Source organism: Kosmotoga sp. DU53, assembly GCF_001639905.1.
Classification (GTDB): domain Bacteria; phylum Thermotogota; class Thermotogae; order Petrotogales; family Kosmotogaceae; genus Kosmotoga; species Kosmotoga olearia.
This window is the reverse complement of sequence record NZ_JGCK01000007.1, coordinates 1-12,365: the sequence shown is the minus strand read 5'-3', so window position 1 is coordinate 12,365 and position 12,365 is coordinate 1. Positions and strand designations below refer to the sequence as shown.

Sequence of the window (12,365 nt, the reverse complement as noted above, 5' to 3'; positions counted from 1 at the left end):
GTGAAACGATGATAGAACTGAAGAATGTTACCAAGGTGTATAGCGGTGGAGTGAAAGCGGTTGATAACCTCTCGCTTTCGGTTGAAAAGGGAGAGATATTTGGTTTTCTTGGACCCAACGGCGCCGGGAAAACCACGACCATAAAGATGATTGTCGGTCTTTTGAAGCCCACGAGTGGCCAGATAAAGGTCTTTGGGAAAGAACTTTCGAAAGAGCCGGAAGCGATAAAACAAAGGATCGGGTACGTCGCCGATGAGCCTCTTGTTATGGAAAAACTCAGAGGCTACGAGTATTTGAATTTCATAGCCGATGTTTTTGGAGTTCCGTCTGATGTTAGACGAGAGCGCCTGGAGAGATTGCTCGCAGATTTTAAGTTGAAGGATGCGATAAAAGATCCGGTATCTTCGTACTCCCATGGAATGAAACAGAAGTTAACCCTGATTGCTGCTCTTCTTCACGCACCTGATCTCTGGATACTGGACGAGCCCATCGTAGGTCTCGATCCTGAATCCGCGTACATCCTAAAGAAGATGATGAGAAAACACGCCGATTCAGGGAAAACAGTATTCTTTTCAACACACGTTATGGAAGTAGCGGAAAAGGTCTGTGACAGGATAGGGATTATCGGAAAGGGAAAACTTTTGTTCGTAGGAACGGTTGAAGAACTGAAAAAAGCCAGGGGTGAAGAAAGCCTCGAAAAACTTTTCTTAGAGGTGACCGAGAGTGAAATGGAAGCGACTGATTTCTCTTATCTCGACGCTGATTAACTCGCATTACGGGATATCGTATAAAAAGTTTATTTACTTCAAAAAGAAAGAAAGGCTCTGGGAACCAATACTCATAACCTTCGCAATTTTCTCCATGATCGTCGGTATGGTTCCGCTGTATTCGATCATTATGAAAACCTCATTTGAGCAGATGACAGCCATGGGGCTTCAAAATCTGTTTCTCATGCAGGCGTTCACAGCAACGACCTTTATTGGTTTCTTTTTTGGTTTGTTTATCGTCGTGAATTACCTTTTCTTTTCCAGAGAGATGAAGGTGCTTTTGCCACTGCCTTTGAAGCCGTCAGAGGTTATGACGGCTAAATTCAGCGTGATAATACTCGACCAGATGCTTATCTCGCTGGTATTGCTGTTGCCGCCGCTTATATATTTTGGAGTAAAGACCTCTCAGGGATTACTTTACTGGTTTTTTGCCGCTGTGATCTTTTTGTTATCGCAGATACTTCCCGTAATGCTGGCGACGGTTATAATCCTGCCGCTGTACAGGGTGATAAAATTCGACAGATACAGGGATTTCTTCATTTTTATCCTGGCGAGCCTTCTTCTCGTAGCTTCTCTATTCTTCGTTGCGATTACCAACAGAATGAGTTTCTCAGGAGGCTTCTCCCCGGAAGCCCTTGCCAGGATTCTCAGCGATCCGGAAAGTTTGATAAACAAAGTTGGAAGAATCTATCCGCCGGCAATCCTTGTTGTGAAGAGCCTGACAGCTGGTGGTTTTGAAGGATTGATTGCGTTTCTGGGATTTGTGGTGTTACATGTGTTTGTGTTCCTCCTGCTTTTGTACATGGGCAAGAAATTCTACTACAGCACTTATATGGAACTCCAGGAAACTCACGCTAAAAGGACTAAAGTTGGAAAAGATGAACTTGAACGTCTTTTTGGAAAATCCAGGAGCCGATTCACGGCATTGATGGCGAGGGAATGGAAATATTTCCTCAGGGTTCCGTCCTTTTCTTTCAACGGGTTCATAAATGTGGTGATCTTTCCGATACTGCTTTTAATCTTCGTATCTGTCGACGGTGAACAGATGGAAGAGATAAAGAGGTTTATCCCACTAATAAAACCCTATGCAGTGCCTCTCGGCGTTTTAGTTGCCGTACTTGCTGGTGGTATAAACTCGCTTTCTCCTACCCTTCTCAGTCGGGAAGGAAGATTGTTCATCGAACTCAAAGCGCTGCCGGTGAGCCCAACGACCATCTTCGTTGTTAAATTTACCCACATCATGACGATTACAATTATTGCTCCGATCTTTGTGTCAATAGCGCTGCATATGTTTTTAGAGCTCAGCTTGATACAGAGTCTGTCGATTTTCTTCATTTCCACAGTGAATCTTTTATTTTTGAACCTTCTCCAGACGATGATAGATTCGAAGAAACCGGTATTAGACTGGGACAACCCGAGCAAAGCTATGAAGCAGAACATCAATGTTGCGCTGACCATTCCCATAATCTTTGGTTTCGTGGGTGGATTTGGTTATCTTGGTTTTGTGCTGAAAGGTACATTATCTCCGGTGGTGATGTCTTCAGTTCTTCTCCTTGTCGGAGTGGCTGGTTCAGCACTATGTGCCCCTATCGCAACGAGGATGTTCGGAAGTGCATTAAGCAGGGACGTTTGATCTCCTGAACATCAATTACAATATTCGAAAGATAAGAAGAGCCGATAACCGGCACTTCTTTTTTTGATGCTTGACAGCTGGAAGAGAACGTTGTATAAATATATATGCAAATCATTTGCGCAAATCATTTGCGAGGTGATTGTTTTGAAACGCTTAACCGAGCTGAGAAAAGAGATCTTAAGGATCATCGAAACATCTGAAGTGCCACTGAACGCCGAAGAAATCTATCAGAAACTTGAAACAAAGCCGAATCTATCGTCAGTTTACCGCGGGCTTTCCTTTCTTGAAGACAACGGGATGATAAAATCGATAAGTTTCGACTCCCATGTCCGCTTTTTCTATCCTGTGGAAAAAAATCATCCATTGCATTTTATATACTGTAAAAACTGCAGAAAAATAGAGGTCTTCAACGAATGCTTTGCGGACAGGATTCAGGCACAGATTGAGAAAAAGCACGATTGCACGATAACAGACCATGTGTTTTATTTCATAGGGCTGTGCAGCGAATGCAGGCACAACTATCCCGGAAGGGGGAGAGAGACATGAAGAAGCTATCTGTCTTTATAGCGTGGATTATAATAATGGCGAGTCTTGGCTTTTCACTGAACGTTGTAACAACGATAAATCCGTATTATCTGATCGTCAAAGAGATCGTTGGGGATAAAGGTAACGTTGAACTCCTCATTCCTGCCGGTCAGAATCCTCACATATATTCGCCAAAGATGAGCGATGTAAAAAAACTGTTTAAGGCTGATATAGTGGTCGCGAATGGGCTGGGATTGGAGAATTTTCTCTTAGACACATTAAAGGATCTTGAAAAACGAGGGAAACCCGTGGTCTATGCCGGAGAGTTTGTACCAATGGGAATGCTAATTTCAATCAATACTGAACATGATACAGCCGATCATACCTCAGTGAATCCCCATGTTTGGCTTGATCCCGTGCTTTTAAGTGAGTATATCGTACCTGGAATAGTAAAAGCTTTATCAAAAATATCTCCAGCGAATAAAGAGTTTTTTGCTGAACGTGCAAACCTGTTGATAGATGATCTGATGGAATTTCACAGGAAAGTGGCGGATTTGCTTGCGCCTTTTTCAGGCAAAGCGGTGATAGTTGCGCATCCGAGTTTTGAGTATTTTTTCAACCGCTATGGTATTGAGGAAAGGACTATTTTCAGCGGTCACGGTGATGAACCGTCTATCTCTGAGCTGAAGGTTCTGATAAATTTTGCAAGAAAAAATACAGTTTTTGGGATCTTTGGAGAATATCAGCAAAACAAAAAGCCGGTGGAGATTATCGCAAAATCCACCGGATTGCCGTTATCAGAACTCGATCCGCTGGGATTTGACAAAGGCTCTATAATTGAGTTATTGAGCTGGAATCTCAACCAGATAGAGAGGGTTATTCATGGTGCAAGATAGAATCATATTGAAGGTCGAAAATCTGAGTTTCAAGACGGGAGACCACTATATCCTCAGAAATATCTCTTTTGAAATGGAACAGGGGTCCTTTGTTGGAATCATAGGCCCCAACGGAGCCGGTAAATCAACACTTGTGAAAGCTATCGTCGGGGATCTGGAAGGTTACACAGGGGAGATCACCGTGAACGGTAGAATTGGATATCTACCGCAGCAAGAGAAAATCGACCGTGAGTTTCCCATAACGGTGAAAGAGGTTGCAGCTATGGGATTGTATCCCAAACGTGGGCTCTTCAAGAAATACACCAGGGAAGATTGGGAGCAGGTCAAGAAAACGCTTAAAGCTGTTGGTATTGTACATCTGGAGAATAGAAAGATAGGAGTTCTTTCTGGTGGCGAACACCAGCGTTTGATGCTTGCGCGAGCCCTCCTTATGGAGCCGGATCTGCTTATTTTAGATGAACCGGAAGCAGGTGTGGATGAAATGGGAAAGGCTTCCTTTTATGAATTGCTCGAAGAATTTAGGAACAAACAGGGAATCAGTATTCTCATGGTCAGTCACGACATAGGTATGGTTTTCGATTCATGCGATAAGGTAATGTGTTTAAATAAAACACTTCATTGCTACAGGGAATCAGCTGATATTTCTCCAGACGAGATCAGGCGAATATTCTCCATGGATTTCGATATATTGATCAGGGGCAAAAGACATTATCACAAGGAGCACGATAAAAAATGAGCATAATACAGGATATCCTGACGTATGAATTTTTAAGAAATGCCTTTATTGCTGGAATTCTGGTAAGCGTCCTGACATCGCTTTTCTCAACGGTTGTTGTATTGAGAAAAATAGAGTTTATCGGTGATGGAGCCGCGCACGCTGCCTTCGGCGGTCTGGCACTTGGTTTCCTTATAGGTGCGGGTAGCGAGATCATGGCAATGGTAACGGCCATAATCTTCGCGCTCACAATCAGCTATTTCAGCAGGCGTGAAAAAATCAGTGAAAACAGCATGATAGGTATGCTGCTCCCGCTTTCAATGGCGGTAGGGGTAATACTTCTTTCCTTTGTCAGGGGATACACCCCGGATGTTATGGGCTATTTATTCGGGAATATCCTTCTTGTAGGGAAGAATGATATCTGGTTGCTGCTTGGGTTCACGGTTGCTGCCGTTCTTTTCTTCTGTCTTTTTTAGAAGGGAGATTCTTTATTATTCCTATGATGAAACTATGGCGAGGCATTGTGGAGTGAATGTCAACTTTATACATTACGCTATTTTAATAGGACTTTCCCTAAGTATCGTGGCTTCGGTCAAGATTGCTGGTATAATTCTTGTGACGGCTTTTATAGTTACACCGGCTGCAACAGCCAAACTCATTGTAAAAACCTACAGGAGTATGATACTTTTTTCTCTTCTGTTGAGTGTTTTTGCAATGATCTTTGGCCTTGGTATTTCGTACCTTTTTGACTTACCACCCGGTCCGGTTGTGGTTTTGATTCTGTTTCTGGAATTTCTGCTTACATATGTATTTGCAATGAAAACAAAGAATGAATAGGTGGGATTATGGAAAAATACGATTTTGATAAGTTCATAGATCGCAGGGAGACAAACTCATACAAATGGGATTATTTAGATGAGGCCTTTGGCACCCGGGATTTGATTCCCATGTGGGTAGCAGATATGGATTTTGAGGCTCCAAAACCAGTAATAGAAGCCATTAAAAATCGCGCGCAGCACGGGTGTTACGGTTATACAGCGAGACCCGATAGCTATTACGAGAGCATAATGAACTGGCTGGAAAAAAGACACAGCTGGAAAGTAGAAAAAGAGTGGCTTTTGCATTCACCTGGTGTTGTTCCCGGGATAGTAATAGCGATATTGGCATTTACGAACCCGGGCGATAAGGTTATCATACAGACGCCTGTTTACCATCCTTTCTATTCAACTGTCCGTGAGAACGGAAGGCAGCTCGTGAAAAATCCGTTGAAACTCGAAAACGGAAAATACTTTATGAATTTCGAAGATCTGGAGTCAAAGATAGATGAACGGGCGAGGATGTTGATACTATGTAATCCCCACAATCCCGGTGGCAGGGTCTGGACCGAAGGCGAGCTGTTGAAACTCGGTGAGCTTTGTATTAAACACGATCTGATAATTTTATCCGACGAAATACATTCTGACATAATCATGCCCGGGTACAAACATATTCCCATAGCATCAATTTCGCAGGAGCTTGCTGATCGAACCATCACCTATATAGCGCCAAGTAAAACCTTTAATCTCGCCGGGCTTACAACTTCAACTGTTATCATTTCCAATCAACGTTTAAGAAGGATCTACAACAATATGCTTTCTTCTCTTGAACTCAATCTTGGAAACGTTTTCGGGATCGTTGCTACTGAAGCAGCGTACAGATACGGAGAGGAATGGCTGGAGCAACTTCTGAAATACCTTAAAGGGAATTTAGAGTTTCTCAAAAAATTCATCTCTGAAAGATTGCCGGAAATTAAGGTTGTAGAGCCTGAAGGGACTTACCTCGTTTGGCTTGATTTCAGAGGCCTGGGAATGGATCAGGAAGAACTCAGAAAGTTTATTATTGAAAAAGCGAAGCTCGGCCTCAATGATGGAGTTACTTTTGGAGAAGAGGGTAAAGGATTTCAACGAATGAACATCGCCTGCCCGCGTTCCATACTCAAAAAAGCTCTGGAACAGCTCGAAACAGCGGTTAAAAATCTAAAAGGAACTTAACGGGTCTCGATACCCTTAACTCCCTGAAAGAAGAAGCCTTTTATCATTAGTCTATCTATTCCTTTGAGGTATCCGTTCAGATACACATACAGTAATTTTGCCATTCGGATGTCGGAGAGTAGATCAAAACGTTCCGGAAGAGTTGTAGTAAGTTTTTCCCTGAGGATTCCGGCTATTTGAAGGTGGATTCCAATCCTCCGTATTCTGCCAAGGAAGTCGTCATTAACCTTCAATCGGTCTCCGCCTTTTTCAATGATCGCTTTAGCCGAGCAAAAACCTGTTTCCATGGCAAAGGATATACCTTCTCCGGTCCACGGATCCACGAATCCGCCGCTATCTCCAACGAACAAGCATCCAGGAACCATGTTATTGAGATCTACGGAGATAGTTTTATCAAACATTGGTAATGGAGCTGCGTTGAGTTTACCAATGGGGAAGTTAAAGAGCTTCTTGACAATATTTTCCGCATCAGCGTATGTGAGGGAATTATCGTAACTGCCAATCCCTACATTGAAAAACCCTTTTCCCGGTAGAATCCACGTATAACCAAAGTCGTGAAAGTTTATAGTTGCGGTGGTGATTGGTACGGATGCCGTCTGTGCTTTGTACGCTATTGAATATGAGATTTTCGATGTATTTTCAAGAAGATTGTGTCCAAAGACACCTGCGGCTATGACAACATATGGGGCACTATAAGTATTACCGCTTCTACCGTGGCAGATAAATCCGTCATCCAATCTTTCTATCCGGATAATAGCATCATTTTCATACTTTGCGCCGTTTCTCAGAGCGTTTTCCATGAGCGCATTATCCAGTTCTTTTCTTGTCGCAACATAGAAGAGCGGTTTTTTGTATATATAGGTAATCGATTCGTTTTTTCGTTCAGTACCTGGATACCCAAATGAAACCTTTGTAATTGGTTTCAAATTAAGGGAGAATACAACCCCGGGATGAATCTTCTCCAGAAGTTTCATAGACTTGGCGGTGAGCACCCCTCCACAGACCTTGTCACGGGGGAATTGGCACTTATCTATCAGTAAAATGTCGAAGTTTCTTCTTGCCAGAACAGTTGCAGCGGTACTTCCGGCCGGGCCTGCACCGATTATGATAACCTCGGCTTTTTTTTCCAACGAAGACACCTCCTATTCTATATTATAGTTCTTTCAACACTTATACAACCATTTTCATACTGATATGTATGAATGCTACAATATACATGTGATTCAAATCAAAGTGTTGGAGGGATCAAAACATGATCAGTGAAAAGATGGTAAGGATGATCAATGACCAGATTAAAGCTGAATTTGAATCTGAATTCCTTTACCTGTCTATGGCGCTCTGGTGCTCAAGGAAAGGATACAAAGGAGCGTTAATGTGGTTGCTCAAGCAGGCTGCCGAAGAACACGAACATGCCATGAAATTCATACGTTACCTCGATCAGGTGCACGCGGATGTAGAGGTTCCCGGTATCGATAAACCAAACGTTGAATTCAATTCGTTGCTGGATGTTTTTGAAAAGGGCCTTGAACACGAAAAGTATATTTCCTCAAGAATATTCAAATTAATGGAAACCGCTGAAGAAGAAAAAGATTACTTCACGGCAGATTTCCTTCAATGGTACGTGACCGAACAGCTTGAAGAAGAAACATCCTTCAGCTCCATCGTTAAAAAGTTGAAAATGGTCGGAGATTCTAAACAGGGTTTGATGATGATCGACGCTCAGCTTGGCCAGAGACAGGAATAAAATAGCAAAAATCTTTAGAAGGGGAGAGAAATATGAGTCAAAGCCTTAAACGAGCGCTTGTGGGCGGAATAATTGGCGGGATAATCTGGGTTTTTCTGTTCTTAATCTTGACCTATGGAAGCTCTATTGGCTCTATTTATAAATTAGAGGGTGCAACGATAGAGCAAAAAATCCAGGAAGATGGTTCGATCGTAGTGCATGAGAAAATCGACTATCTTCTTGTTAAACCGTATCGTGGGGTTTACCGCGAAATTCCTTACGATTTTAGGACTCATTACAGCAACCTGAAGGTTTGGGCGGATGGATTACCCATACAGCATATTGAAAATAACAGCACCGAGAACTCTATAGACGTAAAGGTGTGGTTTGTACCTTACCAATCAGAACCAGTTAAACCGCCAGAGGGTGGTCAGAGGGTGACTCTCCACCTTTCCTATACCGTTCGTGGAGCAATCCAGGTTGGCAAAGATACAGCACAGCTTTTCAGAAAAATATGGGGCGATGGTTGGGATGTCCCTGTGAAAAGTCTGATCGGTATATTCGAGTTTCCGGAGTATTTCCCCATTATGGAGTATTATACGCACCCATTCCTTAGAGTCGAAAAAATAGGAACACAGTACATTTTCAAGGCCGAAAAACTTCCTCCAAGAACATTCGCGGAGGTCAGGTTTGTTTTCCCGAAGGAGAATCTTAGAGGATTATCACTTTCAGCTATAACCCCGGGTGATTTCATGTATAGCGATATAGAGAAAATCGAAAAAGAATATTCTTCAAAGGTAAAGTTCCTGAAATTCCAATTCCCGTTCCTTATGGGGATAGGTGCTTTTGTGATTCTGTCCCTCTTATTCTTCTATTTTGGAAGGGAACCAGAGATTTCTTACAATGCTGAATATGAACGCGAGCCGCCGTTCAAAGACAACCCGGAAGAAGTCAATGCGATAGTAAAGAACCTTTGTACCGGTGCAGATAATGACGGGATAGGTGCGATGCTTCTTAACCTTTACAGGAAAGGATTTATAACATTTGAAACGGATCCAAAAAATGAAAAGATAAGAGGCATCAGGATTTTGAAATTAGGTGGCGAACTCACGGATAGCGAGAAATTCTTCTTATCCTTTCTTAAAGGATACTCTCATGATAACGTGTTCGATTTCGATGCTGTCAAATCCGATTTAAGAAAATCCCAGACGAAAGCAAGAACATTCACGAAGCAATTCCAGGCCTGGAAAAAGCTGATAAAAAACAAGGTTAAAGAGAGACGATACATGGTAACTACGGGAAACACATATGCCAAGCTTTTTGCAGTTATTCTGCTTGGCATTAACCTCTTGATCTTGGTTGTTTCCGTAAAATATCCTGAAATTTTGTTCATGAATTCATGGACAAAATATGTTTACGGTGGATTCTGGGTTCTTGGTTTCAGTGTTCTGTTTCTCCCGATTGATGTGTTCGGAAGGTGGACCAGACAAGGCAGAGAGTATTATCTCAAATGGAAAAAATTCCAGAGATTCCTTGAAGATTATTCGCTCCTGTCTGAACATCCACCGGAAAGCATAACCCTGTGGGAAGAATACCTTGTGTATGCTGCCGCTCTCGGGATCGCCGATAAGGTCAGGAAAAATATGGAACGGATAATTCCATACGAAGTATGGCAGGAAAGAGGCGGTAGGTCATGCATGTACCATCCTGCCATGTTCAATATCTCGAGACAGTTTGGTAGCGTTGCCAGCACCGCTCAAGCAAGTTCTTCAAGCTCTTCCAGCGGTGGAGCTGGAGGTGCCGGCGGTGGCTCCGGCGGCGGAGGCGGCGGAGCGTTTTGATAAAAGACCGAGAGTCCGAGAGAGCTGCTTCGCAGACAGAAAACATTAGACGCTTGCAGAGGCTGTCAACTGGTGGAGCGACGCTTGCGAGGCTGAGGCTTGCGGACGCTGTCAGTTAATAAAGCGACACGAACCGCAAGCGGTTGACACGAACTCCTGGTAAGAATCGAGAGTCCGAGAGTCCGAGAACCGAGAGGGCCGCTATGCGGCTGGTGAGCACGCTGCGCGTGGGTAAGGTGTGCCCGGCATGACATACAACTATAGGGTGAAAGTCCCGAATGTGGGGAGTGAAATAAGCATTAGCTGAGGGCAAGGGTGTCACTGGTAACGGTGAATCTGAAGGAAGCCTAAGGCAAAATCCGGAACTGAACGAAAGTGAACCAGTGTTGGCCGGTAGAGAGGGTAACCTTGCCTTACATGGGGAAGCCCAAGCTCCAACTCTACAGGTTGGGATGGCAGGATTCGGATGAAAGCTGTATGTCTTACCCGGGGAAGTCCTCACTCGTCCCAGAAATGGGTAAGCCGGAACAAGGGGAAACCCAAGGACCGGTAAAGCGGAGGAGGATGGCAGACGAACCCGTAGTAGTGTAGAACCTCTCTGAAAGGAGAAGGGACCATCGCCTTGAGCGATGGGGGTAACAGGAACCGAAAGGGCCTGTTACTTGCGAAGGGGGGAAGGGTTGAGAAAATGGCACAAAGGGAAGTGAGTATAACAGGAGCCCGTAACGGAGGCTGAAATGCTAACGACGGTTGAAAATAACCGGGGCAGGTAAGTAACCATTGCAAAGATAGGAAGATTCCCGGGAGGGTAAAGAATCCAATCTTTGGATGGAAGAAGAAACCGATTCTGTTATATGCGACTTATCTGGAAGGCCATACAGGAGGTAACATGAGGAAGTACTACAGTCTTATTGACAAAGTTTATCTGGAATCGAACCTGGCCAAAGCATATCACAAGGTGCGAAGAAACAACGGAGCACCCGGGATAGATGGAGTAACGGTTCAGGAGTATGGAGAAAACCTTCTGGAAAGGATCAAGAAACTCAGCGAAAAGTTGCGTAAAGGAGAATACCGGCCTTCACCGGTAAAAAGGGTGGAAATCCCGAAAGGAAATGGGAAGACACGTATGCTCGGGATACCAACGGTAGAGGATCGGATAGTACAACAATCGCTGAAAGAAATAATGGAACCAATCTTTGAGGAAGGATTTCATCCTTCAAGTTATGGATACAGGAAAGGAAGGAATCCACACCAAGCAGTAGAAAAAGCCTATGCTTTCGCGTGCAAATACAAAATGAAATACGTGGTCCAGTTAGACCTTAGCCAATGCTTTGACACCTTAGACCACGAAAAGATAATAGACGCAGTAGCGGAAAGAATAAGCGATGGCAAAATATTGAGATTAATAAGAAGTTTCCTCAAAAGTGGAGTCATAACGGACCAATACCAACCCAGTGAGATGGGAAGTCCACAGGGCGGAGTAATAAGCCCCTTGTTAGCCAACATCTATCTGAACAAATTTGACCAGAAAATGATGGCCAGAGGAATAAGGATAGTGAGATATGCAGACGACATACTAATCTTCGCAAAGAGCTACAAAAGCGCGGAAAAATACCTAAAAATAGCTATCCGGATACTGGAAAAAGAGCTGAAATTGAAGGTCAACAAAGAAAAGACGAGAATAACCACGATAGATGATGGAATCGAATTCCTTGGATTTACCATACAAAAAGGCAAAATACGAATCCAGGAAAAGAAAATAAAAAGGTTCAAAGCGAAAGTAAAAACACTCACCCGGAGAAACCAATGTACACCGATTGGAGAGATAATAAAACGGCTAAACCAATTGCTGAGAGGCTTCAGCAATTACTACAAAATAATCGATTGGGTGGGAGTATTCAAAGGCCTCATGGGTTGGATAAGAAGGAGATTGAGAGCCATAATCCTGCGACAATGGAAGACGACAAAGAAACTATGCAGGGTGATGAGACAAAAAGGATACAGAGGCGAAGGGCGTGTCACATATTTTGTGTAAACCCCAAACTCCGGAAAAGATCAGACATAGGATTTCACCCAATCAAATTCTATCATCAAAGTGGCAAGGATTTTATCCCATTCATTTATTCTCACGGTCCATTTTCTAGTTATATTGTTAATGGCGAGATATGCCAGTTTCATGAGAGCCATGTCATTGGGAAAAACACCTCTGTTCTTTGTTACCTTCCTGAGTTGGCT

At 43.3% G+C, this 12,365-nt stretch carries 12 protein-coding genes and 1 pseudogene; 11 read left to right on the top strand and 2 right to left on the bottom strand.

Annotated elements, in window-relative coordinates:
- The first annotated feature begins 8 nt into the window (after window positions 1-8).
- The 8 genes from DU53_RS00605 to DU53_RS00575 all read left to right on the top strand — a co-directional run bounded on the left by DU53_RS00605 (window position 9) and on the right by DU53_RS00575 (window position 6,566).
- A complete protein-coding gene (locus DU53_RS00605; RefSeq protein WP_012744666.1) occupies window positions 9-767 on the top strand; it encodes an ABC transporter ATP-binding protein in 759 nt (252 codons plus the stop codon).
- Window positions 724-2,400 (top strand): hypothetical protein, encoded by a 1,677-nt coding sequence (locus DU53_RS00600; protein ID WP_063726955.1) that lies wholly within the window; start codon window positions 724-726, stop codon window positions 2,398-2,400. The genes DU53_RS00605 and DU53_RS00600 overlap by 44 nt, the downstream gene beginning before the upstream one ends.
- Before the next feature lie 135 nt (window positions 2,401-2,535).
- Window positions 2,536-2,946, top strand: coding sequence for a Fur family transcriptional regulator (locus tag DU53_RS00595; RefSeq protein ID WP_235599640.1), 411 nt, complete (start codon window positions 2,536-2,538; stop codon window positions 2,944-2,946).
- Window positions 2,943-3,821, top strand: a complete 879-nt coding sequence (locus DU53_RS00590; RefSeq protein ID WP_012744663.1) for a metal ABC transporter substrate-binding protein — start codon at window positions 2,943-2,945, stop codon at window positions 3,819-3,821. Before DU53_RS00595 ends, DU53_RS00590 begins: the two co-directional genes overlap by 4 nt.
- Window positions 3,808-4,557, top strand: a complete 750-nt coding sequence (locus DU53_RS00585; RefSeq protein ID WP_012744662.1) for a metal ABC transporter ATP-binding protein — start codon at window positions 3,808-3,810, stop codon at window positions 4,555-4,557. The genes DU53_RS00590 and DU53_RS00585 overlap by 14 nt, the downstream gene beginning before the upstream one ends.
- Window positions 4,554-5,012, top strand: a complete 459-nt coding sequence (locus DU53_RS12630) for a metal ABC transporter permease (protein ID WP_235599636.1) — start codon at window positions 4,554-4,556, stop codon at window positions 5,010-5,012. Before DU53_RS00585 ends, DU53_RS12630 begins: the two co-directional genes overlap by 4 nt.
- A complete protein-coding gene (locus DU53_RS12625) occupies window positions 4,969-5,373 on the top strand; it encodes a metal ABC transporter permease (protein ID WP_235599635.1) in 405 nt (134 codons plus the stop codon). The genes DU53_RS12630 and DU53_RS12625 overlap by 44 nt, the downstream gene beginning before the upstream one ends.
- Window positions 5,374-5,381: 8 nt before the next feature.
- Window positions 5,382-6,566 (top strand): MalY/PatB family protein, encoded by a 1,185-nt coding sequence (locus tag DU53_RS00575; protein WP_012744660.1) that lies wholly within the window; start codon window positions 5,382-5,384, stop codon window positions 6,564-6,566.
- Here the strand turns inward: DU53_RS00575 and DU53_RS00570 are convergent.
- The gene (locus tag DU53_RS00570; RefSeq protein ID WP_012744659.1) at window positions 6,563-7,696 is read right to left on the bottom strand and encodes an NAD(P)/FAD-dependent oxidoreductase; all 1,134 of its coding nucleotides are present in this window, start codon (window positions 7,694-7,696) and stop codon (window positions 6,563-6,565) included. The genes DU53_RS00575 and DU53_RS00570 overlap by 4 nt on opposite strands.
- A 122-nt stretch (window positions 7,697-7,818) precedes the next feature.
- On the opposite strand from DU53_RS00570, the gene DU53_RS00565 reads away from it, so the two are divergent.
- The 3 genes from DU53_RS00565 (at window position 7,819) to ltrA (ending at window position 12,165) form a co-directional block, all read left to right on the top strand.
- On the top strand, window positions 7,819-8,310 hold the full coding sequence (locus DU53_RS00565; RefSeq protein WP_012744658.1) for a ferritin: 492 nt from the start codon (window positions 7,819-7,821) through the stop codon (window positions 8,308-8,310).
- 32 nt (window positions 8,311-8,342) lie between these two features.
- Window positions 8,343-10,130, top strand: coding sequence for a DUF2207 domain-containing protein (locus tag DU53_RS00560; RefSeq protein ID WP_063726953.1), 1,788 nt, complete (start codon window positions 8,343-8,345; stop codon window positions 10,128-10,130).
- Between the two features lie 889 nt (window positions 10,131-11,019).
- Window positions 11,020-12,165 (top strand): group II intron reverse transcriptase/maturase, encoded by a 1,146-nt coding sequence (ltrA, locus tag DU53_RS00550; RefSeq protein WP_235599634.1) that lies wholly within the window; start codon window positions 11,020-11,022, stop codon window positions 12,163-12,165.
- A 20-nt stretch (window positions 12,166-12,185) separates the two neighbouring features.
- Here ltrA and DU53_RS00545 read toward each other — a convergent pair.
- Window positions 12,186-12,365: pseudogene (locus tag DU53_RS00545) on the bottom strand (IS256 family transposase); the annotation flags it as partial.

Bases quoted from the DNA above. Each gene is read 5' to 3' on its own strand.
- DU53_RS00605 (WP_012744666.1), top strand. From the start codon at position 9: ATGATAGAACTGAAGAATGTTACCAAGGTGTATAGCGGTGGAGTGAAA.
- DU53_RS00590 (WP_012744663.1), top strand. From the start codon at position 2,943: ATGAAGAAGCTATCTGTCTTTATAGCGTGGATTATAATAATGGCGAGT.
- DU53_RS00585 (WP_012744662.1), top strand. From the start codon at position 3,808: ATGGTGCAAGATAGAATCATATTGAAGGTCGAAAATCTGAGTTTCAAG.
- DU53_RS12630 (WP_235599636.1), top strand. From the start codon at position 4,554: ATGAGCATAATACAGGATATCCTGACGTATGAATTTTTAAGAAATGCC.
- DU53_RS00575 (WP_012744660.1), top strand. From the start codon at position 5,382: ATGGAAAAATACGATTTTGATAAGTTCATAGATCGCAGGGAGACAAAC.
- DU53_RS00565 (WP_012744658.1), top strand. From the start codon at position 7,819: ATGATCAGTGAAAAGATGGTAAGGATGATCAATGACCAGATTAAAGCT.
- DU53_RS00560 (WP_063726953.1), top strand. From the start codon at position 8,343: ATGAGTCAAAGCCTTAAACGAGCGCTTGTGGGCGGAATAATTGGCGGG.
- ltrA (WP_235599634.1), top strand. From the start codon at position 11,020: ATGAGGAAGTACTACAGTCTTATTGACAAAGTTTATCTGGAATCGAAC.